Consider the following 26980-nt stretch of genomic DNA (forward strand, 5'->3'; position numbering starts at 1 on the left):
ATGGCTAACTTTTTTCATGGCGTGACCACCTCGCTGGTCAATTTGGGTGGGCGCACCATCAGCGTGCCCTCGTCGTCGGTGATCGGCATTGTCGACGTATACACCCCTGGGGTGGGACTGGCTGAGCCCAATACGCCGGTGATGGTCGTTAGCGACCGCGAGGCCGTGGCGGCGTTCGGTCCTAACTCCCCGCTGACCAAAGCCTGCCTGCAGATTCTCGACCAGGCCAAGGCCGTGATCATCGCTGTGGGTGTTACGTCTGCCGGCACGCCGGCCAGCATCACCAGCGCGGTGATCGGCGGTGTGGCGGCCGATGGCAAGCGCAGCGGCCTGCAGGCCTTGCTCGATGCCAAAAGCCTGTTCAACCAGCACCCACGGCTGTTGCTGGCACCCAAACACTCGGCCACCAAGGCGGTGGCCACCGCCATGGATACCTTGGCAGACAAGCTGGAAGCCATGGGCCTGATCGACGGGCCGGGTACTACTGACGAGGCGGCCATTGCCTATGCCACCGGGTTTGGTAGCAAGCGGCTGTACATGGTCGACCCCGGCGTCAAAAAGTGGAGCGTTACCAGTAACGGCGACGAGGACCTGGCGGCGTCGCCAGTGGCGGCCGGCCTGTTCGCGCAGACCGATGCCAACATCGGTTTCTGGGCTTCGCCGTCCAACAAGGAAATCAAGAACATCACCGGCACCGTGCGGGCGGTCGAGTACCTGGACAACGACCCGACTTGCCGGGCCAACCTGCTCAACAACGCCAATATCACCACCATCATTCGCGACGGGGGCTATCGCCTTTGGGGCAACCGCACGCTGTCCAGCGATAGCAAGTGGGCATTCGTCACGCGGGTGCGCACCGTGGACATGGTGATGGCAGCCGTGCGTGCCGGCATGAAATGGGCCGTCGACCTCGGGATCACCAAAAGCTATGTCAAGGATGTGACCGAGACGGTGCACGCCTTCATGCGCGACCTCAAGGCGGCCGGGGCGGTGATTGACTTCGAGGTCTACGCCGACGCCGAGCGCAACACGGCCAGCCAGCTGGCCCAAGGCAAAATCATTTGGGTGATCCGCTTCACCGATGTGCCGCCTGCCGAGAACCCGATTTTTGAAATCGAGGTGACCGATGAATACCTGACCCAAGTTCTCGACGTAGCCTAAGGAGGCACGCAATGGCTGTTATTCCAGAAATTCTGTTCAACATGAGTGCCTCGGTGGGCGGTGTCAGCCTGCAGGGCGATGTGCCATCGCTGACCCTGCCCAAGCTCACGATGAAGACCGACGAATATCGCGGCGGCGGCATGGACGCGCCGATTGAGATGGATATGGGCCTGGAGAAGCTGGAGGCCAGCTTTACCTCCAACGGCATGCGCCGGGAAACCCTCAAGTATTTCGGTGACTTTGACCTGTCCGGCTTCAACTGCGTGTTCCGGGGCAGTTTCAAAGGGCGTGGAGGGGCCACCAAGGCGGTGGTCGCCACCTTGCGCGGTGCGCTCAAGGAAGTCGATCCGGGGGACTGGAAGGTTGGCGAGAAGGCCGAAATGAAGCACAGCATCGCGGTGAGCTACTACAAGCTGGAAGTCGGCGGCCGCGTCATCTACGAAATCGATCCTGTGAACTGCATCCGCGTTATCGACGGTGTCGACCAACTGGCCAGCGTTCGCGCTGACCTCGCCATTTAAGGAGCCTGAGCATGTCCATTACCAACACTACCCCTTCCTGGCTCAACATCGAGGGCGGTCGCGCCGTTGTGTCCCTGAGCGTGCCCCTGGAGGTTTACGGCGAGGTGCGCCAGGCGCTGACCATGCGCTGTCCGACCGTGCGCGAAGACCTCATGGTGGCGCACCAGGCCGGGGACAACGACGAGCAGCGCGAATTGCTCATGCTGGGGTCGCTGTGCGAGCTGGCCGAGGATCAGCTGACGGCCCTGCAGGTGCGCGACTACCGCCGCCTGCAGCGGGCCTATAAGGAACTGCTGGGCGATGACAGCGGCGAGAATCCGGCCTGGCTCAAGCTGACCCTGGAGCATGCGGTGGTGCGCCTGATGGAGCCTATCGAGCGCGATGGCGTGAAGGTCGACCGCCTGACGCTGCAATCGCCCTCGATCCGTCTGAGCCGTGAGGTGGAGGCCGAGGCCGGCGACGACAACAGCAAGCTGGAAATGCTGCTGTTCCAGCGCCTGACCGATACCACGCCGGCCGAGCTGCATTCGCTGACCACCCGCGATTACAACCGTGTGCGCGCGGCCTACTTTCGCCTGGTCCACCAAGACGGGGTTTAACACCCCCGGATTCCAAAAGTCTCTTGCCAAGCGCCTGGCGCGAGAACTGGGGTTCTCGGCCAGCGAGCTGGAGCAAATGCCATTCGCGCGCATGGTCTGGTGGCTCTCTGAGTGAGCCGCCGGGCTGTGCCTGCGTGGGAGTGAGAAACCATGGCCAACAACAAGTTTTCCATTGGCCTTGTGATCGGCGGGGTGGTCAGCGCAACGGTCGGCGCCGCGTTCAAAGACGTTGAGGGCCGCATCGGCAAACTCAAGAAGCGCGGCGAAGATGCCAAGGTGCTGCAGGGCGTCATTGGCGAAACCATGCGCCTGCGCGATGAGTGGAAGAAAGCCAGCGAGGCTGGAGAGGCCAGCGCGCGCGGCCTGCGCAACCAGCTGGACCGCAACCTTGATGCATTGCGTAAACAAGGCGTTGAGGTCGGCCGGCTGGAGGATCACTACCGCACGCTGGGTCGCACGGCGCAAACCGCTGCCCGTCAGGCCAAGGGCCTGCAGCAGATCGAGGCGGGCAAAGCCGGCTTGCGGTCCACCGTTGTGCAGGCCACGGTAGGCACCGCGGCCTTGGCGGTGCCCACTAAGGTCAGTGCCGATTATCAGGCGATCGTGCGTGATATCGCGATCAAGGCAGGGGTGGCCAACAAGGCCGAGGAAGTCGAGCTAAACCGGGGCATCATCACCACGGCCAAGGACACCGGCCTGGGTCGCAATGAGGTGGCGGGTGTCCTCAACCAGCTGGTGGGTGCCGGTATGGACCTGCAGGAGGCGGCGCGTTATTCGAGCGTGGCCGCCAAGTTTGTGGTGGGGCAGGGCGCGGACGGTACCGACACCGCACGAATGATCAATGCCCTGGGGCAGAACGCCAAGATCACCGACCCTCAGGAGATGCAGCGGGCACTGGAGGCCATTGCCTACCAGGGGCAGGCCGGTAGTTTCGAGGCCAGCGACATGGCCAAGTGGTTCCCTGAGCTGCTGGCCGGTATGGCGAAGCAGGGTATCTATGGCATGGACGCCGTCACCCAGCTGGGTTCGATGCTGCAGGTGCAGATCAAATCCGCCGGCAGCGCCGACGAGGCGGCCAACAACCTCAAGAACTGGATGGAAAAGATCGGCTCAAGCGAGACGGTCAAGGCGTACAAGGACGCCGGTATCGACTACCAGAAGTCGCTTAACACCGGGCTACAGAATGGCATGTCGACACTGGAGTCGAGCTTTGCGCTTGCCCAGCAGTACATCCAGAAGACCGACCCCAAAAAGGCCGCAGCCATGGCCGAGGCGGCGGCCAAGATCAACCAGGAGACGGACCCCGAGAAAGCCAAGCGCATGATGCAGGCGCTGGAAGAGTCCATGCGTACCGGCGACCTGTTCGCGGATATGCAGGTCAAATCCGCGCTCATGGCTTACATGCAAAACAAAGCGCTGTATGAGGACCTGAAAACCAAGTCTGCAGACGCGGCGGGCATTCTCGACCAGAACCTGGCCGAGCGCCGCGAAACGTCCTCGCAGAAGTGGAAAGAAGCTGCCAACGCGATTGACGACGCGTTCCGCGCAATCGGTGACGGTCTGCGGCCGCTGACGGACGGCGCCGCCGATGTACTGCGGACGACGGCCAACGGCATCGGCTGGATTGCTGAAAAAGTGCCTTCGTTGGCTCTTGGGGCTACAGCGCTGGCGGCAGGTGGCTTTGCCATCGCCAAGGCTGTGGCCGCCATCCGGGTGGCCCGAGGCTTGTACAACGTCGCCAAAGGGGCTGCAGGTGCTGCCGGGGTGCAGCGTGTGTTCGTCACCAATCCCCAGGCAGGCGGCGGTAAGGGCAGCGGCCCTATTGAGAGCGGCGTGGGCGACACCGCACGCCGCAACCCACGGCGCAGTCGTTGGGGGCGTGTCGGCGGCTTCGTGGGGCGCGCCGGGCGCTTGGCCAGCCTTGGCAAGGGGGTGCCGGTGCTGGGTGCTGCGCTTGCAGCGCTGCAGGTCGGTAGCGCTGTGGCCAGCGATCAGCCGCCTGAGCAAAAGGCCGAAAGTGTCGGCGGAGCGGTAGGCGGTTTGGCCGGAGGTATCGCCGGCGCAGCCACGGGCGCTGCCCTGGGCTCGATCATTCCGGTGGTCGGCACGGCCATTGGTGGCCTGGTGGGCGGCATCCTCGGGAGCCTTGGCGGTGAGGGGATAGGTGCCAAGGTGGGCAGTCTGTTTGCGGGCGACCCGCAGCTTGACCCAGCGTCAGCGCCGGCGGAGCCGGGAGGACCTGCAGAAGGGCGAGAAGGCAATGGGCCGGCTGCGTCAGTGTCTTCTGATTCGCCTGTTACGCGTAACGGCCCTGAGTCGGTGCGGGTGGTGCCAGCGCCTGCCGAGTCGCCGGTTTCCTACGACCTGAGCGATTCCAGCTCAAAAGACCCGTTCCTGGTGCCGGCGCTGGCCGCCAACCAGGTGCGGTTCCCTGGCGCGCCGCTCACCCGGCCATCGGCTGACCCGGTCGTTACGCGTAACGACTCTGAGTCGCTGCGAGTGGTGCCGGCTCCTGCGGTACCGACGGTTTCCTACGCCCCGAAGGAGCCCGACTCCAAGGACCCGCTCCTGGCGCCGGCGCTGACTACTGTCAAGGAGCGTTTCCCTGGTGTGCCGATCACCCGGCCGCCGGCCGGCGATCCTGCGGCCTTGCTGGGCAACCTGCAGTCAGCCGGCGTCGTTGCGCCTGGTTTGGCTCAGGCGGGGCAAATGCTGGGCGACTACCAGCGTGCAGCGGATAAGCCGGCACCGGCCAAGTCCGAGCCGGCATCCCTCAAGCTGGATCAGCGGTTTGAGTTGAGCATGCCGGTGACGGTGAAAGGCGATGTATCAGACCGCCAAGCGCTGGCCAATGAGCTGCGGCCTTATTTCATGAAAATGATTGAGGACGCGACCCGCGACCTTAACGCGCGTCAGCTGTACGACGCGCCACACTTGTAGGGAGGATAACCAATGGCTTACATGGAGCAGCTGCAGGGCAGCTTAAAGTCGCTTGCCGCTGCGGGAGAGGCTGGCCGCCGCACGGTGGACGGCATGATTGGCCCCATGAATGGGGCCGTTACTCAAATGAAAGGCGCGGTTTCCGAGCTGGAAACCCTGCCGGTGGTGGGGGAGCTGATCGGTGGCCAGTTGAACCGGGTCATGGGCAGCATCACCCAAGCCCAGGCCAAAGTCGGCAAGGTGTTGGCCGTTTACAACCAGGCCAGCAACGCGGTCACGCAAGTGCAGGAGCGAGTGGCCGAGTTTGGCGAGCAGGCGGAGAGGGCCAAGAAGGCCATTTCCAACATTGCGGACAAGTACAACCAGGCCGGCGGTATCAGCGGCATGCTGTCCAATTTTTCGCTGTCGGAAATGTTCTCCAGCGCCTCGATCCGCCCCAAGGAAGACCCGCCCAAAGAAGCTATCAAGGCGTTTCCCCACCTGCTTATCCTGCAGCCTCAGAGCGTCAAGGCGGAGCCGTTCTACTTCAACCTGGACACGGCGGCTTTTGAGGAGCTGCGGCGCAAAACCTCGTTCCGCTGGGCTGCTCAGGAGCGCCTGACCCGACGCTCTGCGCAGCAGGCGGTAGGCATTGGCGATGAGCGCCTGACGCTCAAGGGGGTTATTTTCCCCTCGTTCCGTGGGGGCCTCGGCCAGCTCGACACCTTGCGCAGCATCGGCGGCCAGCTGCAGCCGCTGGGGCTGACCACCGGTTACGGCCAAGTGCTTGGCAATTGGTGCCTGACCGATATCGAGGAAGAACAACCTACGCTCCTGCAGGGCGGAATCCCGCGCAAGCAGGCATTCACCTTGGAGTTCACTCGCTATGGCGATGATCTGTCGAACGTCTGATGGCGATGTTCTCGACGCTATCTGTTTCCACTACTACGGGCACCTGAGTGGCACGGTGGAGGCGGTGCTGGGTGCCAATCCGGGCCTTGCAGTCGAGCCGCAGCCCTACCGCGCCGGGGTGCTGATCACCCTTCCCGAACTGGCTAGAACTGACCAGCTGACCGTCCAGCTGTGGGACTAGCATCCCGCCTCACTGGAGCTTTCCATGAAACCGCAATTTCGTATCGTCGCTGACGGTACCGATATCACGCGCCTGATCAATGACCGCCTGCTGATGCTGCGCACACTCGACAAGCCCGGCATGGAGTCGGACGAGTTCGAGCTGCGTATTGATGACCGGGACCAGGCTGTTTCGCTGCCGTCGCGCGGCGCCAAGGTCGAGGTGTTTTTAGGCTATGACGACGCGCAACTCACCCGCATCAACAGCTATACGGTTGATGAGGTTGAGCTGACCGGACCGCCGGACACGCTGGTGATCCGAGGTAAGGCCAGCGACATGCGCGGCAGCGGCAAGACCACCCGCAACGGCAGTTTCGAGGGTAAGACCTTAGCCGAGATTGTCGCCACGGTGGCACGCCGCAATGGCTGGGTGCCGGCCTGCGATGTGCAGACCGTTGTGCCGCGAGCGGACCAGCTGGGCGAGTCGGACTACAACTTTATTACCCGCATTGCCCGGTTGCATGACTGTACCGCCAAGGTGGCCAACGGCAAGTTGCTGGTCCTCAAGCGGCAGGCGGGTGTCACGGCCAGCGGCAAAACGCTGCCGGCGATCACCATCCGCCGCTCGGACGTTAGCCGCTACTCGTTCCGCCTCGGGGACCGCTCGACCCACAAGAGCGTCAAGGCCACCCACCACAACGCCAAGACCGGCACCCTGGACGTTATCGAGCTGAAAAACGACGACGCCCCGGACGGCCTGCCGCCGGTGCATACGGACCGCCACATACACCCGAACAAGACCGCGGCCGAGCAGGCCGCCAAGGCGCGCCTGGCGGCGTTCAACCGCTCGACGGCTGGGGTGCGTCTGGAAATGCCGGGTCGCGTCGACCTGTTCGCAGAACGTCAGATCAACGCTCAGGGCTTCAAGGATGGCTTTGATGGCGAGTACCTGGTGGATTCCCTGGAACAGGTATTCACCCAATCGGGCTGGTCGACCACCGTTGAATGCAATGGCGGCAAGAAGGGCAAGGCCAAGGCCGCTGGGAAGAACAAGAAAACCTCAACACCTCTCGAAGTCGTGCAGCTTTAACTGCACAGACAAAGAGACCATCACTGGAGACTTAAATGGCTATCTCTGTACAGCAGCTGCAACAGATCCTCCCCAACGCCGGCCGAAAAGCCGGCGTTTTTGTTCCCGGCCTCAACGCAACAATGGGCAAGTACTCGATCATCACCCCTCGGCGTATGGCTGCGTTCCTTGCGCAAGTCGGCCATGAGTCTGGCCAGCTGTTATATGTGCGAGAGCTCGGTAGCGATGCCTACCTGGCCAAGTACGACATCGGGCGCCTGGCGCAGCGCCTCGGCAACACCCCGGAGGCTGATGGTGATGGGCAGCGATACCGTGGCCGTGGGCTTATCCAGATCACCGGCCGCGACAACTATGAGGCCTGCAGCGAAGCACTGTTCGGTGACAGCCGCTTGCTCAACACCCCCGACCTGCTAGAGCAGCCGGTCTACGCGTCGCTGTCGGCCGGCTGGTACTGGCAGCGGGCGGGGCTCAATAGCCTCGCGGACAAGGTGCTGCAGGCCGATGACTCGGTGTTCGAGCTGATCACCCGCCGTATCAATGGTGGCCTGAATGGCTTAAAGGATCGCCAGGCACTCTACAAGCGTGCGCTCGAGGTGCTGCAGTAATGCCGATGAATTGGCGTATTGCACTTCTGGCCGTGGCGGTCGGGCTCTATACCGGCGGGCGTGGGGCCTGGGTATGGCAAGCCAGCGAATACGGAAAGCGGTTATCTGACCAGGCAGCAGATTATGTCCAGCAGTTGGCGGATAAGGATCGGGCTTACGGTCGTGAGCGTGAGGAAGCTTCAGCTGCAGCCCTGGAGCATTTGGCTGAGCAGAAAAGTCAGCGCAAAGACCTGGAGGATCGCCTGCAGGAGCAGGGCAAAACACATTGGAAGGAGATGAACGATGCGCAACAGATTCAGGCTCGCCTACGTGACAGGCTGGCTACTGCTGACATGCGGCTGTCAATCCTTGTCGACGCCGGGACCTCTGCCGCCTCGGGTTGTGATGGTGGGATGCGAGAAGCCGCCTGCACCGGAGGCGTGGTTCATGGAGCCGTTCGCGCCCGACTTGACCCAGCGCATGCTCAACGAATTATCGGCATTACCGACGACGGTGACCGAGGACTGATCGCACTGAAGGCCTGCCAGGCCTACGTTCGCACAGTCTCCAAATGAAAAGAGGCGAGCCGGGTAGATGCGCCAACATCCAGCCCGGCCCGCCGAACCCGCAGACCCTTCCTGCAAGTCCAGCCGCAGCCTCTGCCTTGTGCACAAAGCGCGGCGAGCCTAACACCTGTTTATTCATACAGTAAAGACTTGCATACCTATGACCTCTCCAATTATTCCCTGGATGGGTGGCAAACGCCGCCTGGCCGACCGCTTGATCCCTCTTTTTCCCCCTCATGAGTGCTATGTCGAAGTCTTCGCCGGCGGCGCCGCGTTGTTCTTCATGCGCCCCCAGCCCGCGCCGGTGGAGGTGCTGAACGATCTCAATGGTGACCTGGTAACCCTCTACCGCGTGGTACAAAACCACTTGGAGGAGTTCGTGCGCCAGTTCAAGTGGGCGCTTAGCTCGCGGCAGATCTTCGAGTGGCAGAAGATGACGCGCCCTGAAACCCTGACCGATATCCAGCGAGCGGCACGGTTTTTCTACCTGCAGCAGCACGCATTCGGCGGCAAGGTCACCGGACAAACCTTCGGTACCGCCACCACTGGGCCGGCCATCAACTTGTTGCGCATTGAGGAGAACCTGTCCGCCGCGTGGCAGCGCCTCGCCGGTACCTACGTCGAGAACCTGTCCTGGCTCGCCTGCGCAGAGCGCTACGATCGAGCACACACGTTCTTCTACATGGACCCGCCTTACTGGCAGACCGCCGGCTATGGCGTCGACTTCCCCTTCGAGGAGTACGAGCGCATGGCCGACTTCATGCGTCGCTGCAAGGGCAAGGTGATGGTCAGCATCAACGATCACCCGGACATTCGACGGGCGTTCGCCGGGTTCCATTTTGAATGCCTGGATATCCGCTACACCAACACTAACCAGCGCCAGGGTAAAGCAGATGTGACCGGCGAGTTGGTGATCATGAACTGGCAATCGTCCTCATTGGGCGGGTTGTTCTGAACCAGCACTGGTAGTAGTGACCCAAGCCATCATGTCACAAAGTCCACATCATCCGTGCTCAGAAACTGATTACACTAGGCCATACCCCTGATGGAGCAGTACCGATGAAAACAGTGACATTTTATGGCGACATGCAAGCCGACCGCGCGAGTGATCAGTACCCTATGCAGACTTGGTGTGACGATTGCGTTGGTAGGTCGGCACAGTAGCACTGCGCCGGTCTTGGTGCTGTTCGATTGGCAGTTTCAGACATTTGGAGAGCGTCTTGAGCAGTGTAAAGTGGGCGGAGTTGCACGCGTATGCTCCTGATGGCAAAGAGAACTGCCTCTGCGGATCAGGTTCTAAATACAAAAACTGCTGCAAGGATGAGTGGCCAAAATATGCTTGTAGAATGGATGATGTCCGCCCTAAATCTCCGGTGCATAAGTTAAAGAAACTAAGAGCGAATATTACCTGGTATCGCCTCTGCCATTTGGCACATACGGTTCACGGTATGCGCAAGGGAAGGGACGCTGCCAAGCTACTTGAATTAGACCTTGCATCCATGCAAGAGATGACGAGGAGTGCCTTAGCCTTATACAAATCCTGCCACTGTGTTAATGATTATCCACTGATGCTTCATCAGTTGTCTGGTGCGATTGCAGACGATCGATGGTCCTGGTTCTTGTGTGCGGAAGAGGCGCTGTTTTTCCTTGCGCTCAAAAACGATAGAGCACGCGCTAGATCTGTGATGGCGAAATTTCGCTGGCAAGACGTTGAAAGCTCGGAGTTTCTTGAGGTTTATTTGGATGTGCATTCGGGGCGACTGGGGCATGTCGATGTCGTAGCGATTGCAGCTAAAGTTGTGGATTTAACAGACTCTCCGTCGTCAGTATTTCAGTACCAATTCATTATCGCGGTTCAATACTTTCTCCTGAATGAGCCGGAGAGGGCTGAGAAGCTTGCGCGGCAGGCAATAAACGATTTCGAACAGATCCAAGTGAAAGATCGAACGGATTATGGTCGTGTTTTGCTGGCCCGCGGATATATGCACCTTGGTGAAATTCTTGCTGATGAGGAAATGGTAGCTAAGGCAGTTGAGTTGTTACTTGTTGAATGCGGCAGCAATAAGTTTGCGCCAAAGGCTACTGCCGAATTTTTATGTGATGTAGGGCAGTGTTACTTTGCGCTGCAAAAATTTTATCTTGCTGAAAAGTACTACTCACAATCAATTGCAACTTCAAGTTCTGCGCTGGCAAACATTTATTTGGGGAAGGTTCAGGTTTATTTGGGACGGATGGATCGGGCGAGAAATATATTTGCCGGGTTGGATTTGGCGAAGATGTCGTCCGCGAATTATTTTGATTATGCAATTGTAGTCTGTGAACTAGCGCTGCGAACCCAGAACTCGGAAGATATCTCTAAAGCTCTCGATATGATAAAAAGCGTAAAAACTAACGATCCATATTTTATGGATGTCATAAGGGAGTTGATAGTAGCTCTCTATGAGCTACCCAAAAAGAGCGTTTCAAGGGTGGAGTCGATCCTGAGAACGATCAATAAATATGTGACGCTTAATCCTAACTTTAATGGCGTGGGGGTTGATATTAGTTCTATGATTAATGACTATCTAAATAGGCGTAAATAGTAAGTTGTCGATCTTTCGAATTCGACAGAGTGAGACCATCATGGTACCGAAACTTAACTACTGCACGGCTTGACGCTGGCGCCTGCTTCGTTGAAACCATCAAAGACAACCGCCAAGAGATCTATGCGTGGCTGCGCTACGCACTGGGACAGCAGCGCTCGCTCCGACGGTTGGTGGCTACGAAGCGCTGTTGCTGTGGAACTGTAAGCCGGTAAATGCCCAGGTAAACCGGATCCAGCTTACTGTAAGTGGGGTTTATGTGCCGGTTACAAGGCAAAAAGGCGCCCGAACCAGGAAATTCGAAGTTGAGCGCCTTTTTTTGCTCCTACTCCAGCACAATGGTAGTTTGTGGTTACTGTCTGTATGATTCGCAGGCTCCTATTAATTGGCATGATTGGCCGGCGATTCGGCGCCAGTTAAAAAATGGTATCTGATTATAAAGGTATCGCAGCTCCATTGTTTCTAACACTCGTCTGCCTCCAAGCTTCTTGTAGGGGGAGCCATCATTGGTGTTATTGCTTGTTTGTGATTAGCTCTGCGGTAAGGGCGTCGCTCAAGATTTGGTTCTCTGTTGATGTTTTCGATATTGCAAATATTACTTTGTATCTGGCGCGCGTAATAGAAAGATAAGTTTCGCGAATCATTTGTTGCTCGATTGCAGACTCGAGGGCCGGATTCTCTTTGACTGTAAGCGCGCCTTTTTCGAGTCCCACAATTATAACGGCGTCAAATTCTTGTCCGCCTACCTGTGCTGGCCTGCATAGTACAACGACGGGTTGGTCAGATTTTATCTTCTCACCCCGCTCTCGAAGTACTTGGAATGGTAGGTCTGATTTCGCTAGCTCACTCTCGACTTGGTCCCAGTAAGTTTCGGTGTGGCTGATTATTGCGATCTGGCGGATATTGTCGGCCCGCATTTCACGGACCCGCCGGAGAATGAAACGGCCAAAACTAGGAGAGTCGTGGGCTTCTTTCTCCAACGACGGCTTTCCAAATTGTTTGCCTTTGCCTGGCGTATGGAAGCTATCGATAGATGTGAAGTCTGGAAAGTCACTGCTGAAAAGATTTGTGCTTCTTTGGATGACGAAAAAAGCAAGCTTGGCGATTTCAACAGTCGATCTTCTTATTGAGTCCAGGCTTTGATTAGAGATATCTTTGATTCCAAGTGTTGCAAGGCCTGCATTTGACTGGCCATAGAACGACTGAGCCTCGTCTAAAGCTAAAGCAATAGGGATGTGAGGTTTTGTATCGTTGGAAAGTAATGAGAATAGGCGTTTTTCATTTTCATTGAACAGCTGAGCTTCATCTACAAAAATGTAGTCGAATCCTTCCCTTTTTCGTCGCAGACGCCAAACTGGTGTTTTAATTGAGCCAAATAATGAGAGAGCAATGTCGTCTGGGTCAAGAGCCCCGTACTGTTCAAATACCTCGTGGTGATACCATTCGAACAGAGTGAATACAAAATCTCGCTCGTTCTTGGAGAGGATTCCATGGAATCTGCTTAAGTTTCGCTCGTTTTCTACATATTTGCGACGATCTTGTTCGTAGCCGTGACCTTTAATGGCAATAGAAATCTCAGCCAGCACAAGCTTTGCAAATATATCAGTTAAATTTTTGTTTGTATAAACTGTTGTCAATAGGCTGCTTTCGCATATGTGCTTTTGATAGGCGGTTTTTTCTTCTTTTAGGGCTTGTAGAATCTGATCGAGTTGGTAGTTTTTTGCGTCGGTAGCATCTGGGTCTAGTATGGATTCTAGCTCTAAGCCTAGTTTGTGTCTGCAGTACTCCGATAGCGTGCTTACAGTTATATGGTCTAAGTGGAGTTCAGGGCGTTTGTCAGCCAGTATCTCAAATTTCTGAAGGACTTTTGATCGCATTGCCTCGCTGTGTACAATATACAGTATCCTGCACTCATCTCCTCGGTCAAGGCAGTTGATTACCTTGCTTAATGCAAGTAGCTGCATTAGCAAAGTTTTGCCTGATCCGCCAGGTCCGAGAATTCGGATAGGGTTCTTATCAAGGGCGTCAGGTGTCAATATTCTTCTTTGAGCTTCAGTTAGAGGGCTGTCGATCTTCAGCCAATCCCAGTATGTGAAGTTAAGTGTTTTGTAAACTTCATCATTGGTGATTGAAGATTCGCTAGTGGTTACCTGGGAGTGAAAAAAATCATCTTGTTTCGGGGTTTCTTCAAAGTACCCCTTAATGCTGGCGGCTAATTTGTCCAGTGAACTGCATGGCTTCGACTTTGCAAGCTTGCTGTTATTTATTAGAGCGTTGGCTTGTTGTTCTAGGGGTGGTAAGTTGTTAATTTCTTCTTTGATGGCGTGAACTACGGCGCGGAAACTATCACTGGGGCCGGCAGATATAAGGGTTCGAGTAGACGACTCCTCTGCTCCTTTTATTATATCGTAATAACCTAGGCTGTACTGTCTAGCCTCTGTTCCCCGTCCGGCTAGTAGCGTATGTATATTGTTGTCGTGCTTTCGGTGCATAAATGCACCTTCCACAAGCAGGCCTTGTAGTCTCTGGTTTGCGAGATATATAGATCGTTCGAAAGATTCTTTGCTAATGGCAGGCTCTGCAAAGAGTGACATATTTCCTGTGAGCTTGATAAGTGCAAGCGACTCATCGCCAGTACCACTAAGGTAATCCGAGTGCCACAGGCATAAAAGCGTTCCGTCAACGTTGCATGCTAGTCGGAAAGGACCTTCAATGAATATGGATCCGGAAATAATTTCAGGGCTCTTAGTAATTTCACAGATAGTGTTGTGGATCCGCTCAATTACACCGATTTTGGGGATTAACCATTCTGCCATCCCTTGAGTCAAGGCTAAATACATGCTTAAAGTCCTTTCATTTCAGTAGCAAATTTTTCGATGGTGATTTTTGTGAAGTCTCTCGAACCTAAACGCATAAACATGCCGAGATATCGGGATAGCAGGTCTGTTAAAAAGTCATCTTTCAGGCGCGAAACTTTAATGGGGTATTTTTCGAAGTGCTCTATAAGAGGGGTTCTCCCGGTCATGCGCATGCAGTCCTGACTCCACCATTCTTCACGAGAGCATTGTGCATTTTCCAGAATTTCGAGCGGGATTGAATACACATATCTGAATAGTGCAACAGAGTGTTCGGGGATGGGGGCGAAGTTGCTTGAAATTTTATGGGCAGGAAAAAAATGAATGTCCGATTTATATGAGTTGGAGAAGATTTTTTTCAAAAGCTCAGTGAGTTTCTTTTCGGTGAGAATGGACTCGATTGTAGGTCTGTATTCACTCCGTTCTGCCGGCGGTGTCTCTGTGTATTTAATATATTCGCTGTATTTAATAATGCGAGCTCTGAAGTCGGTTTGCTTCTGATCGCCTTCAAGTGCTTGAATTGCGCGCTCCAAAAGCTGGATCGGTGGATGTGAAAAGCGATCTGGGGGGGCATCTGCCCCGTAGGCTTTCAAACGGCTGGAAAATTCATTCCAGATCTCGCTATAGAAAGATTTGCTATATAGGTAGTCGCGTATAGAGACTATGGGGATAAAAGTAGCGGTTTCGCTCTTTTTTTGGCTCAAGTCACAAGCTGGGGAAATAACAATTGCTGTTGTTGTGATGTCGTGCGGGAGTCCGAAACCGGGGAGGTGGTGCCATATATCTCCAGTCTCGTGATCAAGGCTGGGCATATCTCTATAAAAGTCGCGGGCTTCAATTTTTAGGGCTATCGGCATTTTAAACGTCCGAGTCATTTGCACGTAGTTTTAGCTATAGCAAAGCAGTTGAGGGTGTCACATCATGAGCGCGCATCTATCTGCCCGACATGGCGGTAAAGGCTGGAGGCATAATGCCATGATTTGTGCCATGGTTACAGATCGCAATCTATGGACGTCGGAGGGGAGCAAATCCTTATCTTTAGGGCTGCTACGGTCGTTGCAGGCCCTCCATCTGCTCGTTCTGTTGGTTAGCATGAAGGCTCACTCTCGCAAGCGTTCTATTCCGGATGAGATCGCCTCAGCATGCGTGTCAAGGGACGCTAGAGCCCCCATGACGTTTTCATGGATGTGGGCAGAGCCACGATGACTCACCCACAGGGAGAGCTCTTCCAGTGCCGCTCTGATGGCTATCTGGTTCAGCAGCAGAAGCTCTAGAGTGTCGGCTGTGACAGATGCTTTTTCATCCATAACAATGGTCCAGGTCTGAAAGGTCTTAGGGCAGATTTAGGGCAAATTCTAAGGCGCCTTGGGCCTAGATACGCCGTCCGCTGACGCGATAATAGTCGGTTTTTCTGGACTATAGCGGCCTATTGAGAAGGCTGGGCGGGTTCAAATCACTATCTATGACTATTAATGTGCCTATAGTAGTAACGGAGGCGATAGATGATGAGAAGGCCGGAAACCATGATCATGCCGGGCGATCCGTCGATGTTTGAGGTTGCTGACGCGTTACGTCGGTATCAGGGGACTCAAGCAGCTGGCAGTCCGGCCCAGGAAGTGGAGCGTTGTCGCCTCTTGGGTCGATAGCAGTCATTGAAAGACCGTCTATCAGCTCGCTACCAGCTGTTCGCACCCTATACTTGCTTTTTTCTGCTCTGGACTGGGTTGTGCACAAGCGGACTTTCATTGGGATGGTTGAGGCTGGCGAGCCGCTCATTCAGCAAGCTGTCGACGCCTTGCGCGAGTATCATCAGGCGCAAGATAGAGGCGCGCCGGCCGATGAAGTGGAGCGTCTGCACCTGCTTGCCGAGTCGCTTTTCCAGGCTGTGACTGATTACCAGCTTCGGGTGATAGCCAAGGTTCGGGGAACCGAATTGCCGAAGCTCCATTAGATAACTCGCGGCGATGGGTGCTCCTTGGGGGCAGGGAAGTATGCTGGTTCTGTCGCTAATCGGCTGCGCCGGGAGGCAGCTCAGTGTTCTGCCACGCAATCGGAGGCTATTTGGCAGGTCGCCAGGGGTGGGGTATATAGCGGTGTAAAGCTACGATATCTGGTGAAAAATCAGTTCCGCACCTCCCTGAAACTCTCTCGATTTCAAGGGGATGCAGAGCTACTAGAACTGATTTGTTGCGGAACTAGAATAGTCCTAACCTATTGAAAATAAAGAAAATATCTTTCGGATTGCAAATCCGTCTACGCCGGTTCGATTCCGACCTCGGCCTCCACCATTCGAAAGCCCCGCAGATTAACGTCTGCGGGGTTTTTCTTTATGGGTCGAGAAAACCAAGAGCTCGGTAACTTTTGGCATGGAGTTCCGAAACCTCTTAGCCAATCTTGAGTCGCAGTACTGCGTGATCAGGGCCGGCGTGCTGGGGGCCATTATGTCTAGTCAAACACTGAGCGCAGCTGCTTGAACCCGTAGATGTTGGCGGATGACCCGGTCCGGCTTGCGCTCGTCGTGTTGTTGTTCGGTCACTTCGTGGTTCTTGCGTGCAGGCGCCGCCTTTGCCGGGGGCGCGTTATCGTTGAATTAGCGGTGATATGCTTCGCCGCTTACCAAACAGGGAGGGTGGTAATGAAACTGCGGAAGAGGCACAAGGCGTTTCAGGAATGGTTCACGCCGAGGCGGCGTAGGCGAGCGGGCGGAACCTTACTCGCCATCTGGGCTGTCGGCATCTTCATCTACCCTGGCCAGCACTGGATCTATGTATTGACGCCAGGAATCATGTGGTTCTTCAGCGCTTGGCCGCCCGAGCTTCACGACAAGCGTTGAGTCTTTGGTGGGGCTGCTGAATAGCCGATTGTCCGATTCAGCTCACAGATGAGTCAGACGAATTTGCGTAAAACTGCACGTTCGCTATGGTGGCAATAAACCACCTGACTACAACTAAAGTCGTAGGAGCGCCTCATGAGAATACGCGGTGATGTTTTCTGGGCCTGGGCTGACCCGACGCTTCATCACCGAACTCACGACGAGACGCTCGACGATGGGACATACGTTGATGTTCAGACGCGACTGTCGCGGACAGGCAAAACGCAGATGTTCATCGGGGTGTACGCCCCAGGCGGCATGGCTATCCATGAAGAGACCTTCGATTCTCGCCCTGGCGAGTCGATGACCAGGGCGTTGGCGTGGGGCGTTGGTCGGGCCCGATGTGTCGCCACTGAAGGTGCGCCTGCTGTAGGCTTTCTGGCTGCCTCGAAATAGCGGCCAGGCGCGCAGCGCCGGAGGTCGAGCGGTGACTTACTGTCATCAGCGAAGACGCAGTACATGAAACCCCTGTGTCTCCAGACTTCCAGCAAGCCGGCAGGGAAGGCTTCATCGGCCTGGCCCGTTATCCTCGCTGGCCAGCGCCTTCTCTTTTGGACTTTTTCATCAAGTAGTCGCTGACATAGCGCACCGTGTTTTCCAAGGCCTGCGTCATGTCGGGATGGGTAAACGCGTACTTGCGCTCCAATTGCCTGCTGTTTCCCATGTCGAAGCGCTGCGTCTGAATAAAGTTCAAGGACTCGGCGCTGATCGCCAAGCGGGTCGCCAGTCCTGGAATCGTCAATATCGACCTGAGCAACCCTATGGGTACATGGCGGCGGGGGGCCTTGACCTTTAGCGTGTCTGCGATCTGCAAAAGCATTCCCTGCAAGTTCGGTGTTCGCTCATACAGCGCCAGAACTTGCCGGTTGGCCATGGAGGGGTCGAACGCCACGCAAGTTATCATGTTCACCAGATAATCGACGCTGACCAATGGCAACCAGTGACTGGCGGAACCGGGAACAGCTTTGAACCGGCCTTGTGCCAGATTGCGAATGAGTTCGGCAAGCGGTTGTCCGTCCAGGATATGCCCGTTCTCGCTGTGGCCGCACACCGTAGCAGGGTGAACAATCGTGTAATCCGCATCCGCGTCTTGCATATAGCGGATGACTGCAAAATGGGACTCGAGTTTGCTGCCTTCGTAGCCGCCTACACGGGCGTAGACCGCGGGCCAGTTTGTGTTTTCAGGGCACTGAATATCAACCCCGATACTGGCAAGGTGGTTGAGGTTTTGCAGCATGAAACCGCCTACCATGAGCAATCGGATGCGCTGGCCGGCCGCAAGCCTGGCCACTCTCAAAGCACCTTGGACATTGACTGTGCGGGCGCGTTCCGGTGTCAGCCCCCAGGAAAATTCCGCCGCGAGATGGAAAAATACAGCGGCCGAAGTGACGCGTTCTTTGTCTGATTTGCTGAGGCCAAGCCCCTCCTGGCTGATATCGCCTTCAACGGCATGGATATACTCAGGGTTACCCCCCAGTTGGCCTACCTGCTCCTTGAGACGTTCGAGGTTGCCGGGGCTGCGCATCAGCACCCAGGTCTTGTGTCCTTGCGCAGTAAGACCGGCCAGCAAGTGTTGCCCTACAAAGCCGCTGCCGCCGGTGACAAAGCATTCCACACTCATGTTTGAACCCTTGTTTGGATGATGGGCGCAGGCTAAGGTGTAGAGCCTGCTCTACAGTCAAGGATTTTTAACGTGAATATTGGAGAGTTGGAGCGCCGGAGTGGGCTCAGCCGCCATGCATTGCGCTATTACGAACAGCTCGGGCTTATCGAGCCACACCGACAAGCCAACAACTACCGCAGTTACAGTGAACAGACCGTTGTTGACTTGGCCTTCATACAGAGCGCCCAGAGCGGGGGCTTTTCACTTGCTGAGATCGGGGACATCCTTGCGGCCAGGCGGGGTAACACGATCGACTGCGCGCAAGGCGCCGCCTTGGTCGCCGCCAAGATGGCCGAGATTCAAGCGAAGATCACCACGCTACAAGCCGCTTATGTGTTTCTGGACGCGGAGCGTGCGAAGCTTGAAGCCAGTGCAATTGCCAATGGGCAGATGATTCCTTGACGTCCTGTCCATGACCCTTTTCGATCGAGCATCAGCCTTCAGGTAAGGTTACACCGCAGATAAACTCATGCGTCCCCAAGCGGTGCGAGCCGAATTCCACCACGTAGCCATCTCCTCTGCGCTGCGCCTCTGCCATGGCCGTTTTCTGGTCAGCATAAACGTCGACGAAATGCCATGGATGTCGGTCTCTCAGGACCCCCCATCCGATTACCCAGCCTTCCCGCGAAGGGTCCGGCGGCAGGTGCTTCGCCAAGCTTCGAATGGACATACCTAGCTCCTCAATATGCACAGGCTCGCCATTGCAGGCTGAGCACTTTTATTGAACCTCACCTCGCGGGCGTCGGTCTTTAGCATGAAGGATGAGCGATATTTCCAGGTTTGCTGATCAAATATTGAAATGTTCGTAGTCTATGGTTGAACGCAAGCCAATTTCACCAGCGAGGGAGTGAGGAAATGGATTATTCCAGCATGGTTGAATCGTTGGACAAGATGTTGAAAGCAACGGCTGCAGCCAAAGGCTGCCTCCAGCCGTTAGATGCAAAGTGTCACCCATACCTCCGTAGCCATTCATCCGCGACGTCACCCATGGTTGATGGGGTGCCACTTTTGATCCAAAGCATGAATCCACGGTCGAACTTGAATGCCGCCCCGCACTCGCTGAGCAGAAACTGACGAACCTTCTGCGTGTTACGGTAATGCTTGTCCAGTGGAGTCGTACGGGTAATCGGCCCAGCGTGCCAGTCGACGGTCATGGTCTGTTCCTTGACTATTGAGAAGGCAAAAGCCCGTAGGTGGTCATCTACGGGCTTTGCGATGGTTTCAAATAATCTGGGTCGGCCTGTCAGCCTTCGAACTGTATCACCATCCGGCCTTTGATCTTGCCCTCGAGCATCTCGTCAAAGATCTGGTTGATATCCTCGATCGGTCGCAGCGTCACCTTGGGCACCACTTTGCCTTCAGCGGCGAACTGGAAGGCTTCCTGCAGGTCCTGGCGTGTACCTACCAGCGAGCCCACTACTTCGATCCCATCAAGCACCAGGCGGGGAATATTCAGGTCCATGGACTCCGACGGAAGCCCGACGGCCACCAGTCGCCCGCCTGCGCGCAAGGCATCGACGGCCGAGTTGAACGCGCCTTTGGCCACGGCAGTCACGACGGCAGCATGTGCGCCACCGGTCTTGGCCTGGATGACCTTCGCGGCGTCTTCGTTGAGCGGGTTGACGACCAGATCCGCGCCCATCTCGCTGGCGAAGCGCAGTTGCTCTTCGTTGACGTCGATGGCGATGACTTTGGCGTTGAACACGTTCTTGGCATATTGCAGGGCCAGGTTGCCCAGACCGCCGAGCCCGTAGATGGCGATCCATTGGCCGGGGCGAACGTTGGAGATCTTCACTGCCTTGTAGGTCGTGACGCCAGCGCAGGTGATGCTGCTGGCGGCAGCGGAGTCGAGGCCGTCGGGTACTTTAACCGAGTAGTCGGCCTTGACGATGCAGGCCTCGGCCATGCCGCCGTCCACGGTGTAGCCGGAATTCTTCACGTCGCGGCACAGGGTTTCGTTGCCGCTGTTGCAATATTCGCAGTGTCCGCAGCCCTGATAGAACCAGGCAACGCTGGCACGGTCGCCTGGCTTGAGCGAGGTGACGCCCGGGCCAACTTCCTGGACGACACCAATACCTTCGTGGCCCAGTACTACACCGGTCTTGTCACCAAAGTCGCCATTTTTCACGTGCAGGTCGGTATGGCACACCCCGCAGCACTGCATCTTCAGCAGCGCTTCGCCGTGTTCGAGAGGGCGCAGGGTTTTCTCTACCACGTCCACGCGACGGCCAGGTGCAACGACAGCAGCTTTCATAAGAGCCTCCGTGTATATCCGATGTGAGCTTGGGTTATCGCCGGGACAGCATAGACCTTGCCTGGCCAGGCAAAACTGCTTCAGGTCATGGTCGTGGTGGACGCGCCCATAAAATGCCTGTGTAGGCCTGACTGGCATGTGCGGAAAAAAGAAAAGCCCGCGGCAATGATGCGGCGGGCTGCAAGAACGTACGGAGCAGGGTCAGTGTGCCCATCCGGATGTCGGCATTTCGTGAAAACCATAAAAAAGCCCGCCATAAAGGGCGGGCAAAAGACGTTTGAAGGGAGAGCCTGCAGGCTGCGCCGTGCCGGTTAACCCAGGATTAAGCGACAATGCATTGACCCGGTACCCTGATCAGCCTATACAGGCCTGCCATTATCCCAGGAGCCAGCATGCGCGACGAAGACGACCTGCACGAACCCGAGCACGATCACCTGCTCGACCACGAATTTCTCTACGACGACGTGGAGCCCGAGGCAGATGCCCAGGGTGCCGAGGATGAAGTGGAGGAAGACGAGGAAACGCTGGATGATCTCGATGAAGAAGAGCGCGATCACCCAGCCTGGTTCGACGACTGCGAAGACTGACTCAGCGACCATCCACCGAGAACCGTCCGGGCCCGCTTACCGCCAGTAGCAGCAGGCCGCCCATGATGCTGAGGTTTTTCAGAAACTGGGTCATGTTGGCGCTGCGCTCGGGGTCGACCATGTTCCAGAACGGGTGGCCAAGCAACGCCGTGCCCAGTACGAACAGCGCGAACAGGAACGCCAGTGGCCGCGTGTAGAAACCGAGGATCAACAGGATTGCGACGACGAACTCCATGATGACGGCAATCCCTGCTGCCAGCATCGGGGCAGGGGCGCCGAGCGAGGTCATGTAGCCTACCGTGCCTTCGAAGCCGGTCAGCTTGGCCCAGCCAGACAAGACGAACAGGATCATCAGCAGTATGCGGGCGATCAGGATAATGATGTCGCGTTGACCATCGAACAGGGAGTAGCGCATGGCGGCGTTCCAGTGGACGGGTACAAGCTCCACTTTAGCAGCTGCGCAAGACATTGCCGTCAGGCAGCAAAAAGGCGCCGCAAGGGCGCCTTTTCAACGAAGTTTGGTGCGAGTGGCGGGACTCGAACCCGCAAGGCTCACGCCGACAGATTTTAAGTCTGCTGTGTATACCAATTCCACCACACTCGCACGCTTGAAGGGGTCGCAACGACCAGCTCGCTTCTAGGCAGAAGGGCTTCGCAATCAAGCGCGCTTTATAACCCATTGTTATAGTTGAGTCAACTGCAGCACCTATGATCAACAGATAGAAGGGTCGATCGAACGGGCAATTGACACCTTGCCATCACTGCGCCACTGTTGCCCATTAATGGATCCAAGAGTGCTCCGTAATGACTCAGGGCCGAGTTGGCGAAGGTGTGGTGCGTCCACGGTTATTCTGGCGGCTGGTGTTCGCGCAGGTGCTCGTGCTGGGTGCATTTCTTTACATCAGCCTGATCAGCCTGGGCGGGTACCTGTTGTTGCTGGGCTTCGATGCAGAGCACTCACAGCAGCAGCGTATGTTGGCACTGGTCGGCGGTGGTATGATCATGGTGCTGAGCCTGTGGTTGCTGAAAGTGGCCATGCCGCGTCGCATCAGTCCGGCGCTGACCGAGCCGGAACGCTGACAGCCTGTAGTCGTTCAGCGGTCTACTGGCAGACCCTCCGGGCTACGCTCATTTCCTCCCTCCTGCTGTGCCAGTGGAGTTTGCATGGTTCCAGCTGACTGCCTCGACTATTCCGTCATGCCTGCCCATCGTTATGAACAGCTGGTTCAGTCGGTGGTGGATTATGCCATCTACATGCTCGACCCTTCCGGCCATGTGGTGTCGTGGAACGCCGGCGCACAACGGATCAAGGGTTACCGTGGAGATGAAGTGATCGGCAAGCACTTTTCGTTGTTCTTCACCCCCCAGGATTGTGCGGATGGCCGCCCCGAGCGCCTGCTGCGCCAGGCGCTGGAGCAGGGTGGGGCGCAGGACGAAGGCTGGCGGGTGCGCAAGGACGGTACACAGTTCTGGGCCCTGGCTGCTCTGGATGTGATCCGTGATGAAAATGGCCAGATCATTGGCCTGGCCAAGGTGACACGCGATATCACTGACCGTCGCGAGTCGGCGCTGCAGCTGGACGCAGTGCGCGCCCAGCTGTTCCAGGCGCAGAAGCTTGAAGCCCTCGGCCAGTTGACCGGTGGTCTGGCGCACGACTTCAACAACATGTTGACCATCATCATCAGCTCGGCCCGCCTGGCGCTGGCCACCCAGGACCCGGCTCGCGCCCAGCGCATGTTGCAGCACATCCTCGATGCCAGCCAGCGCGGTACCGAACTGACCCAGCAACTGCTCAGCTTTGCTCGTCACCGCAAGTTCGATGTGGCCAGCGTTGCCCCGGCAGACGTGGTGACCGCTACGCGTGGCCTGCTTGAACATGCATTGCCAGGCTCGATTGACTTGAAGGTATTGCTGCAACCGGACCTGCCGCTGATCGAGGTGGATGCCGGGCAACTGCAGATGGTGTTGCTCAACCTCTTGTTCAATGCCCGTGATGCCATCGAGGGGCATGGCCAGATCAGCCTGACAGTCGATGTGGTCGAACTGTTCGGCGAAGTTGAAGGGCTGAAGGGCAGCTTCGTGCGCTTCGAGGTCCAGGACAGCGGCGCAGGCATACCCACAGAGATACTGCCGCGTATCTTCGAGCCGTTTTTCACCACCAAGCCTTTCGGCAAGGGTACCGGCCTGGGGCTCAGCCAGGTCTATGGTTTCGCCCGGCAAAGTGGCGGTGCGATTTATGTCGACAGCGAGCCTGGCCGGGGAACTTGCATGCGACTGTACTTGCCAATGTATCAGGACCAGACGGATAGCCCACTCGACAGGTAGACAACATGGCACAGGCACTGAAGCGGCTGGTAACGGGGATCGACGGGCTCGACGCGTTGCTCAAGGGCGGCCTGATCGCTGGCGCATCCTACATTATCCAAGGGCCGCCGGGGGCCGGTAAGACCATCCTTGCCAATCAGCTGGCCTGCGGCCACGTGCGTGGCGGTGGTCGGGTGCTGGTGGCCACGTTGCTGAGCGAGTCGCATGAACGCTTGTTCCAGTATCTGTCCACGCTGGACTTCTTCGACCCGGCGCTGGTCGGCGAACAAATCCAGTTCGTCAGTGCCTTTGATACGCTTGAGCAGGACGGGCTGGATGCAGTGGTGCGCTTGCTGCGTCAGGAAATTGCCCGGCAACAGGCCAGCCTGCTGATCGTCGACGGTGTGCTCAATGCTCGGGTACGTGCGGAAACCGCGCTGGACACCAAAAAGTTCGTCTCTGAGCTGCAGGGGCATGCAGCCTTCGCCGGCTGCACCGTTCTGCTGTTGACCAGTGCCCGGCTGGACGAGGGCAGCCCGGAACACACCATGGTCGATGGCGTGATAGAGCTGGGTGAGCAACTGGTGGGCAGCCGCGCCGTGCGCCATGTTCAATTGCGCAAGACCCGTGGTAGTGGTGCGTTGTCGGGGCGTCACGAATGCCTTATCGATGAAACCGGCATGCAGGTCTATCCTCGCCTGGAAGCCCTGTTCAGCCACCCCAGCCAGTTGGGCAGCGGCACCTTGGCGCGCGTCAGCAGCGGTGTGCCAACCTTCGATGAAATGCTTGGCGGTGGCTTGGCCACTGGGTCAGTCAGCCTGTTGATGGGGCCTTCGGGAAGTGGCAAGACGTCATTGGGCCTGGCCTTTCTCGGTGCCAGCACCCCGCAGGAACCGGGGTTGCATTTCGGTTTTTACGAAACGCCCGAACGCCTGCGCAGCAAGGCCGCTTCGCTCGGTTACGATTTTGCCGCGATGGAGCAGGGCGGTAGCTTGCAACTGTGCTGGCAGCCCACCACCGAAGGCTTGCTGGACCAGGTTGGCGCGCGGCTGCTGGAGCGTGTGGCGGCGCAGGGCAGCAAGCGCGTGGTGATCGACAGCCTTGGTGCATTCAGCCGGCTGGCAATTGACTCGACGCGGCTCAATGCGTTTTTCCGCGCGCTGGCGGGTGAGTTGCGCGCGCGCGATGTCAGTGTGATCCTGACCTGGGAGATGCGCGACATCTTCGGCGCGGAAATCAGCGCCCCCGCGCCGGACCTGTCGAGTATCGTCGACAACCTTATGCTGATGCGCTTTGTCGAACTGGACTCGCAACTACGGCGCATGCTGTCGGTCCTCAAAGTACGTGACAGCCACCATGACCCGGCCTTGCACGAGCTGCTGATCGGGCCGCAAGGCATTACCTTGCGCAAGGCGTTCGAAGGTGCCTGTGGTGTGCTCTCGGGAACGCCGATGCCGCAGGGGAGCGGGTGACGGACGAGCCGATGAACACCATCCTGATTGTCGATGACGAATACCTGATCGCCGATATCCTCGGGTTTGCCCTTGAGGACGAAGGTTTCCTGGTGGAAAAGGCGAGCAATGGCTGCAAAGCACTGGAGGCGTTAAAGGAAAAACGCGTGCAACTGGTGATTACCGACTACATGATGCCGCTACTCAACGGCGAGGAGCTGGCGCGTGCCATACGTGAGGACCCGGCGTTAAGCGAGTTGCCAGTCATCCTCATGAGCGGCGCGCAGGCCAGCCAAGGATGTCCGGCCCTGTTTGCCGCAATATTCGACAAGCCTTTCGACATGGATGAGATGATCGCCACGGTGCATCAGTTAATTGGCACCTGAGGCTGGCGGTCGAGCGCATCCATGCCCCTTAGGGGAGGCTCAGTGCGAGTCTTCGTGCTTCTCCGGAGCCGGGCTGCCGGCCTGGATGCGTTTGAAGATCTCTTCTCGATGGACCTGAACATCTTTCGGTGCATCGATACCAATCCTCACCTGCATCCCTTTGACGCCCAGAATGGTGACTTTGATGTCATCGTTGATGACGATGCTTTCGCCAACCTTACGGGTGAGTATCAGCATGTAGTTCTCCTTGGTGATATAAAAATCCGCAGGGCTAGTTGCCCTGGCGGCGGGAGCTTGTCCCTCTTCCTTCTCATTAAAGACGCTTTCGGCGGATAGGAATTCCCCGACAGACAAATTCTGTTGCGTGTCTTCAGTTGCAGGTGCCAAAGCAAACCGTCAACGGTTTGTCGGCCAAGGCGCTCGCTGCCAAGAATAGGGGGGTTGGCGGCTAATGGGAAATTTCTTCGCATCATGGGCTGAATAGACAAGCTTAATGGTCCTCCTGTTCCTCGAGAGCCTGAAGAAACAACAGCAAGGCCACTTCCTCCGAGTCCAGGCCTTTGCGCGCACGTTTTTTCGGCAAATTGGCCAGGCGCCCCAAGGCATAGTGCTCCAGGACTGCCGGGTGGATGTAGCAGCGCCTGCACACTGCCGGCGTATTGCCCAGGCGCGTGGCTACCTGGCGGACTATCGCGGCGACCTGGCGTTTGGCTTCACTCTCCGGCTCCCAGGCCAAGGGCCTCAGCAGGTTCAATGCCAGGCTGCTGCCGGCCCAGGTGCGATAGTCCTTGGCGGTGAAATCGGCGCCGGTCAACTGCTGCAAAAACTGATTGACCTCGCTGGAGCCGACACTATGGCGCTGGCCGTTTTCATCCAGGTACTGAAACAGCGCCTGTCCAGGCAGTTCCATGCAGCGCTTGAGCAAGTTGGCCAGGCGCCGGTCGTTGAGGGTGACGCTGTGTTCGACGCCGCGCTTGCCGCGGAACTGGAAGCGAATGTTGCTGCCTTTGACCTGTACATGGCGATTGCGCAGGGTGGTCAGTCCATACGACTTGTTGTCGCGCAGGTAGCGCTGGTTGCCAATGCGAATCAGGGTGTGGTCCAGCAGGCTCACTACCAGCGCCATGACCTTTTCCCGATCCAGCCCTGGCCGCGCCAGGTGGGCTTGCAACTGTGTGCGCAGCGTTGGCAGGGCCTGAGCGAACGCTAGCATGCGCCCGTATTTGTGCTGGTCGCGCAGTTCGCGCCACTGCGCGTGGTAGCGGTACTGCTTGCGGCCACGGGCATCGCGGCCAGTGGCTTGCAGATGGCCTTGCGGATCGGCGCAGATCCACACATCGGTGTAGGCCGGGGGAATCACCAGTGCGGCGATGCGCGAGAGGGTGTCGCTGTCGCGTACCCGTTGGCCATCGGCATCCAGATAGATGAAGCGGTCGCGCCAGCGCCGACGGGTCAGGCCCGGCTGACTGTCGTCAACGTAGTGCAGGGTGCGCGGCAGGGGGCAGTCGAGCATGG

General features: G+C 57.2%; 28 protein-coding genes and 1 tRNA gene. 19 read left to right on the plus strand and 10 right to left on the minus strand.

The window, feature by feature from the left end:
• The 11 genes from ACF8RA_RS05310 to ACF8RA_RS05360 all read left to right on the plus strand — a co-directional run bounded on the left by ACF8RA_RS05310 (nucleotide 1) and on the right by ACF8RA_RS05360 (nucleotide 11093).
• Nucleotides 1-1161 (plus strand): phage tail sheath subtilisin-like domain-containing protein, encoded by a 1161-nt coding sequence (locus tag ACF8RA_RS05310; protein ID WP_392518883.1) that lies wholly within the window; start codon nucleotides 1-3, stop codon nucleotides 1159-1161.
• 11 nt (nucleotides 1162-1172) lie between these two features.
• Nucleotides 1173-1682: a phage major tail tube protein gene (locus tag ACF8RA_RS05315; RefSeq protein ID WP_341782681.1), complete on the plus strand. Its 510-nt coding sequence runs from the start codon at nucleotides 1173-1175 to the stop codon at nucleotides 1680-1682.
• Nucleotides 1683-1693: 11 nt separating this feature from the next.
• On the plus strand, nucleotides 1694-2281 hold the full coding sequence (locus ACF8RA_RS05320) for a phage tail assembly protein (RefSeq protein ID WP_392518884.1): 588 nt from the start codon (nucleotides 1694-1696) through the stop codon (nucleotides 2279-2281).
• A 150-nt stretch (nucleotides 2282-2431) separates the two neighbouring features.
• Nucleotides 2432-5221 carry a phage tail tape measure protein gene (locus ACF8RA_RS05325; RefSeq protein ID WP_392518885.1) on the plus strand — a complete coding sequence of 930 codons (2790 nt, stop codon included), beginning with the start codon at nucleotides 2432-2434 and terminating at the stop codon, nucleotides 5219-5221.
• Between the two features lie 12 nt (nucleotides 5222-5233).
• Nucleotides 5234-6112: a phage tail protein gene (locus ACF8RA_RS05330; protein WP_392518887.1), complete on the plus strand. Its 879-nt coding sequence runs from the start codon at nucleotides 5234-5236 to the stop codon at nucleotides 6110-6112.
• On the plus strand, nucleotides 6087-6293 hold the full coding sequence (locus ACF8RA_RS05335; protein ID WP_029615568.1) for a tail protein X: 207 nt from the start codon (nucleotides 6087-6089) through the stop codon (nucleotides 6291-6293). The genes ACF8RA_RS05330 and ACF8RA_RS05335 overlap by 26 nt, the downstream gene beginning before the upstream one ends.
• A 24-nt stretch (nucleotides 6294-6317) precedes the next feature.
• Complete coding sequence (locus ACF8RA_RS05340) at nucleotides 6318-7361, plus strand: phage late control D family protein (RefSeq protein WP_392518888.1); 1044 nt, start codon at nucleotides 6318-6320, stop codon at nucleotides 7359-7361.
• A gap of 35 nt (nucleotides 7362-7396) precedes the next feature.
• The gene (locus tag ACF8RA_RS05345; protein WP_392518889.1) at nucleotides 7397-7966 is read left to right on the plus strand and encodes a glycoside hydrolase family 19 protein; all 570 of its coding nucleotides are present in this window, start codon (nucleotides 7397-7399) and stop codon (nucleotides 7964-7966) included.
• Nucleotides 7966-8520 carry a lysis protein gene (locus ACF8RA_RS05350; RefSeq protein WP_392518890.1) on the plus strand — a complete coding sequence of 185 codons (555 nt, stop codon included), beginning with the start codon at nucleotides 7966-7968 and terminating at the stop codon, nucleotides 8518-8520. The genes ACF8RA_RS05345 and ACF8RA_RS05350 overlap by 1 nt, the downstream gene beginning before the upstream one ends.
• 151 nt (nucleotides 8521-8671) lie before the next feature.
• The gene (locus ACF8RA_RS05355) at nucleotides 8672-9466 is read left to right on the plus strand and encodes a DNA adenine methylase (RefSeq protein ID WP_392518892.1); all 795 of its coding nucleotides are present in this window, start codon (nucleotides 8672-8674) and stop codon (nucleotides 9464-9466) included.
• A 265-nt stretch (nucleotides 9467-9731) separates the two neighbouring features.
• A complete protein-coding gene (locus ACF8RA_RS05360; RefSeq protein WP_392518893.1) occupies nucleotides 9732-11093 on the plus strand; it encodes a hypothetical protein in 1362 nt (453 codons plus the stop codon).
• A 512-nt stretch (nucleotides 11094-11605) separates the two neighbouring features.
• Here the strand turns inward: ACF8RA_RS05360 and ACF8RA_RS05365 are convergent.
• Both ACF8RA_RS05365 and ACF8RA_RS05370 read right to left on the minus strand, forming a co-directional pair.
• Nucleotides 11606-13933: a UvrD-helicase domain-containing protein gene (locus tag ACF8RA_RS05365; RefSeq protein WP_392518895.1), complete on the minus strand. Its 2328-nt coding sequence runs from the start codon at nucleotides 13931-13933 to the stop codon at nucleotides 11606-11608.
• A 2-nt stretch (nucleotides 13934-13935) separates the two neighbouring features.
• On the minus strand, nucleotides 13936-14805 hold the full coding sequence (locus tag ACF8RA_RS05370) for a hypothetical protein (protein WP_392518896.1): 870 nt from the start codon (nucleotides 14803-14805) through the stop codon (nucleotides 13936-13938).
• Nucleotides 14806-15674: 869 nt separating this feature from the next.
• Between ACF8RA_RS05370 and ACF8RA_RS05375 the strand changes: the two genes are divergently transcribed.
• Both ACF8RA_RS05375 and ACF8RA_RS05380 read left to right on the plus strand, forming a co-directional pair.
• Nucleotides 15675-15899, plus strand: a complete 225-nt coding sequence (locus ACF8RA_RS05375; protein ID WP_392518898.1) for a hypothetical protein — start codon at nucleotides 15675-15677, stop codon at nucleotides 15897-15899.
• A gap of 1017 nt (nucleotides 15900-16916) precedes the next feature.
• Nucleotides 16917-17216, plus strand: a complete 300-nt coding sequence (locus ACF8RA_RS05380) for a hypothetical protein (RefSeq protein WP_392518899.1) — start codon at nucleotides 16917-16919, stop codon at nucleotides 17214-17216.
• A 127-nt stretch (nucleotides 17217-17343) separates the two neighbouring features.
• On the opposite strand, the gene ACF8RA_RS05385 is transcribed toward ACF8RA_RS05380, so the two are convergent.
• Nucleotides 17344-18441, minus strand: a complete 1098-nt coding sequence (locus ACF8RA_RS05385) for an SDR family oxidoreductase (RefSeq protein ID WP_392518900.1) — start codon at nucleotides 18439-18441, stop codon at nucleotides 17344-17346.
• A gap of 72 nt (nucleotides 18442-18513) precedes the next feature.
• Here ACF8RA_RS05385 and ACF8RA_RS05390 point away from each other — a divergent pair, with 72 nt between their 5' ends.
• Nucleotides 18514-18885 (plus strand): MerR family transcriptional regulator, encoded by a 372-nt coding sequence (locus tag ACF8RA_RS05390; protein WP_392518901.1) that lies wholly within the window; start codon nucleotides 18514-18516, stop codon nucleotides 18883-18885.
• A gap of 31 nt (nucleotides 18886-18916) precedes the next feature.
• Here the strand turns inward: ACF8RA_RS05390 and ACF8RA_RS05395 are convergent, their stop codons facing one another.
• The 3 genes from ACF8RA_RS05395 to adhP form a co-directional block, all read right to left on the minus strand.
• Nucleotides 18917-19153, minus strand: coding sequence for a hypothetical protein (locus ACF8RA_RS05395; protein WP_020191348.1), 237 nt, complete (start codon nucleotides 19151-19153; stop codon nucleotides 18917-18919).
• A gap of 277 nt (nucleotides 19154-19430) precedes the next feature.
• The gene (locus ACF8RA_RS05400; RefSeq protein ID WP_019438758.1) at nucleotides 19431-19637 is read right to left on the minus strand and encodes a DUF6434 domain-containing protein; all 207 of its coding nucleotides are present in this window, start codon (nucleotides 19635-19637) and stop codon (nucleotides 19431-19433) included.
• An 89-nt stretch (nucleotides 19638-19726) separates the two neighbouring features.
• A complete protein-coding gene (adhP, locus tag ACF8RA_RS05405; RefSeq protein WP_047603476.1) occupies nucleotides 19727-20737 on the minus strand; it encodes an alcohol dehydrogenase AdhP in 1011 nt (336 codons plus the stop codon).
• 392 nt (nucleotides 20738-21129) lie between these two features.
• Between adhP and ACF8RA_RS05410 the strand changes: the two genes are divergently transcribed.
• A complete protein-coding gene (locus ACF8RA_RS05410; protein WP_392462041.1) occupies nucleotides 21130-21324 on the plus strand; it encodes a hypothetical protein in 195 nt (64 codons plus the stop codon).
• Between the two features lies 1 nt (nucleotide 21325).
• Here the strand turns inward: ACF8RA_RS05410 and ACF8RA_RS05415 are convergent, their stop codons facing one another.
• Nucleotides 21326-21739, minus strand: a complete 414-nt coding sequence (locus tag ACF8RA_RS05415; protein WP_176682371.1) for a DoxX family protein — start codon at nucleotides 21737-21739, stop codon at nucleotides 21326-21328.
• Between the two features lie 104 nt (nucleotides 21740-21843).
• Nucleotides 21844-21928 (minus strand) — tRNA-Leu (locus ACF8RA_RS05420).
• Nucleotides 21929-22128: 200 nt separating this feature from the next.
• On the opposite strand from ACF8RA_RS05420, the gene ACF8RA_RS05425 reads away from it, so the two are divergent.
• The 4 genes from ACF8RA_RS05425 to ACF8RA_RS05440 all read left to right on the plus strand — a co-directional run bounded on the left by ACF8RA_RS05425 (nucleotide 22129) and on the right by ACF8RA_RS05440 (nucleotide 25465).
• The gene (locus ACF8RA_RS05425; protein WP_176682372.1) at nucleotides 22129-22404 is read left to right on the plus strand and encodes a hypothetical protein; all 276 of its coding nucleotides are present in this window, start codon (nucleotides 22129-22131) and stop codon (nucleotides 22402-22404) included.
• An 84-nt stretch (nucleotides 22405-22488) separates the two neighbouring features.
• Nucleotides 22489-23649 (plus strand): nitrogen regulation protein NR(II), encoded by a 1161-nt coding sequence (locus tag ACF8RA_RS05430; RefSeq protein WP_176682373.1) that lies wholly within the window; start codon nucleotides 22489-22491, stop codon nucleotides 23647-23649.
• 5 nt (nucleotides 23650-23654) lie between these two features.
• On the plus strand, nucleotides 23655-25100 hold the full coding sequence (locus tag ACF8RA_RS05435) for an ATPase domain-containing protein (protein ID WP_392518902.1): 1446 nt from the start codon (nucleotides 23655-23657) through the stop codon (nucleotides 25098-25100).
• A gap of 11 nt (nucleotides 25101-25111) precedes the next feature.
• Nucleotides 25112-25465, plus strand: coding sequence for a response regulator (locus ACF8RA_RS05440; protein ID WP_010954660.1), 354 nt, complete (start codon nucleotides 25112-25114; stop codon nucleotides 25463-25465).
• 39 nt (nucleotides 25466-25504) lie between these two features.
• On the opposite strand, the gene csrA is transcribed toward ACF8RA_RS05440, so the two are convergent.
• Nucleotides 25505-25702: a carbon storage regulator CsrA gene (gene csrA / locus ACF8RA_RS05445; RefSeq protein ID WP_012051904.1), complete on the minus strand. Its 198-nt coding sequence runs from the start codon at nucleotides 25700-25702 to the stop codon at nucleotides 25505-25507.
• A 253-nt stretch (nucleotides 25703-25955) separates the two neighbouring features.
• Entirely contained in the window at nucleotides 25956-26978 is a 1023-nt protein-coding gene (locus ACF8RA_RS05450; protein WP_392513917.1) for a DNA topoisomerase IB, read from the minus strand.
• Between the last annotated feature and the right edge of the window lie 2 nt (nucleotides 26979-26980).

Origin of the sequence: Pseudomonas sp. FYR_5 (genome assembly GCF_043106315.1) — a bacterium.
Classification (GTDB): Bacteria; Pseudomonadota; Gammaproteobacteria; order Pseudomonadales; family Pseudomonadaceae; genus Aquipseudomonas; species Aquipseudomonas putida_Y.

What these genes read in the sequence shown, in the direction of transcription:
- ACF8RA_RS05385 (WP_392518900.1), bottom strand. Translation starts at nt 18,441, where the DNA reads ATGAGTGTGGAATGCTTTGTCACCGGCGGCAGCGGCTTTGTAGGGCAA.
- ACF8RA_RS05410 (WP_392462041.1), top strand. Translation starts at nt 21,130, where the DNA reads ATGCGCGACGAAGACGACCTGCACGAACCCGAGCACGATCACCTGCTC.
- csrA (WP_012051904.1), bottom strand. Translation starts at nt 25,702, where the DNA reads ATGCTGATACTCACCCGTAAGGTTGGCGAAAGCATCGTCATCAACGAT.
- ACF8RA_RS05320 (WP_392518884.1), top strand. Translation starts at nt 1,694, where the DNA reads ATGTCCATTACCAACACTACCCCTTCCTGGCTCAACATCGAGGGCGGT.
- ACF8RA_RS05400 (WP_019438758.1), bottom strand. Translation starts at nt 19,637, where the DNA reads ATGACCGTCGACTGGCACGCTGGGCCGATTACCCGTACGACTCCACTG.
- ACF8RA_RS05355 (WP_392518892.1), top strand. Translation starts at nt 8,672, where the DNA reads ATGACCTCTCCAATTATTCCCTGGATGGGTGGCAAACGCCGCCTGGCC.
- ACF8RA_RS05435 (WP_392518902.1), top strand. Translation starts at nt 23,655, where the DNA reads ATGGCACAGGCACTGAAGCGGCTGGTAACGGGGATCGACGGGCTCGAC.
- ACF8RA_RS05310 (WP_392518883.1), top strand. Translation starts at nt 1, where the DNA reads ATGGCTAACTTTTTTCATGGCGTGACCACCTCGCTGGTCAATTTGGGT.
- ACF8RA_RS05440 (WP_010954660.1), top strand. Translation starts at nt 25,112, where the DNA reads ATGAACACCATCCTGATTGTCGATGACGAATACCTGATCGCCGATATC.
- ACF8RA_RS05380 (WP_392518899.1), top strand. Translation starts at nt 16,917, where the DNA reads ATGAGAATACGCGGTGATGTTTTCTGGGCCTGGGCTGACCCGACGCTT.
- ACF8RA_RS05330 (WP_392518887.1), top strand. Translation starts at nt 5,234, where the DNA reads ATGGCTTACATGGAGCAGCTGCAGGGCAGCTTAAAGTCGCTTGCCGCT.
- ACF8RA_RS05430 (WP_176682373.1), top strand. Translation starts at nt 22,489, where the DNA reads ATGGTTCCAGCTGACTGCCTCGACTATTCCGTCATGCCTGCCCATCGT.
- ACF8RA_RS05335 (WP_029615568.1), top strand. Translation starts at nt 6,087, where the DNA reads ATGGCGATGATCTGTCGAACGTCTGATGGCGATGTTCTCGACGCTATC.
- ACF8RA_RS05350 (WP_392518890.1), top strand. Translation starts at nt 7,966, where the DNA reads ATGCCGATGAATTGGCGTATTGCACTTCTGGCCGTGGCGGTCGGGCTC.
- ACF8RA_RS05415 (WP_176682371.1), bottom strand. Translation starts at nt 21,739, where the DNA reads ATGCGCTACTCCCTGTTCGATGGTCAACGCGACATCATTATCCTGATC.
- ACF8RA_RS05450 (WP_392513917.1), bottom strand. Translation starts at nt 26,978, where the DNA reads ATGCTCGACTGCCCCCTGCCGCGCACCCTGCACTACGTTGACGACAGT.
- ACF8RA_RS05425 (WP_176682372.1), top strand. Translation starts at nt 22,129, where the DNA reads ATGACTCAGGGCCGAGTTGGCGAAGGTGTGGTGCGTCCACGGTTATTC.
- ACF8RA_RS05365 (WP_392518895.1), bottom strand. Translation starts at nt 13,933, where the DNA reads ATGTATTTAGCCTTGACTCAAGGGATGGCAGAATGGTTAATCCCCAAA.
- ACF8RA_RS05395 (WP_020191348.1), bottom strand. Translation starts at nt 19,153, where the DNA reads ATGTCCATTCGAAGCTTGGCGAAGCACCTGCCGCCGGACCCTTCGCGG.
- ACF8RA_RS05315 (WP_341782681.1), top strand. Translation starts at nt 1,173, where the DNA reads ATGGCTGTTATTCCAGAAATTCTGTTCAACATGAGTGCCTCGGTGGGC.
- ACF8RA_RS05340 (WP_392518888.1), top strand. Translation starts at nt 6,318, where the DNA reads ATGAAACCGCAATTTCGTATCGTCGCTGACGGTACCGATATCACGCGC.
- ACF8RA_RS05370 (WP_392518896.1), bottom strand. Translation starts at nt 14,805, where the DNA reads ATGCCGATAGCCCTAAAAATTGAAGCCCGCGACTTTTATAGAGATATG.
- adhP (WP_047603476.1), bottom strand. Translation starts at nt 20,737, where the DNA reads ATGAAAGCTGCTGTCGTTGCACCTGGCCGTCGCGTGGACGTGGTAGAG.
- ACF8RA_RS05325 (WP_392518885.1), top strand. Translation starts at nt 2,432, where the DNA reads ATGGCCAACAACAAGTTTTCCATTGGCCTTGTGATCGGCGGGGTGGTC.
- ACF8RA_RS05345 (WP_392518889.1), top strand. Translation starts at nt 7,397, where the DNA reads ATGGCTATCTCTGTACAGCAGCTGCAACAGATCCTCCCCAACGCCGGC.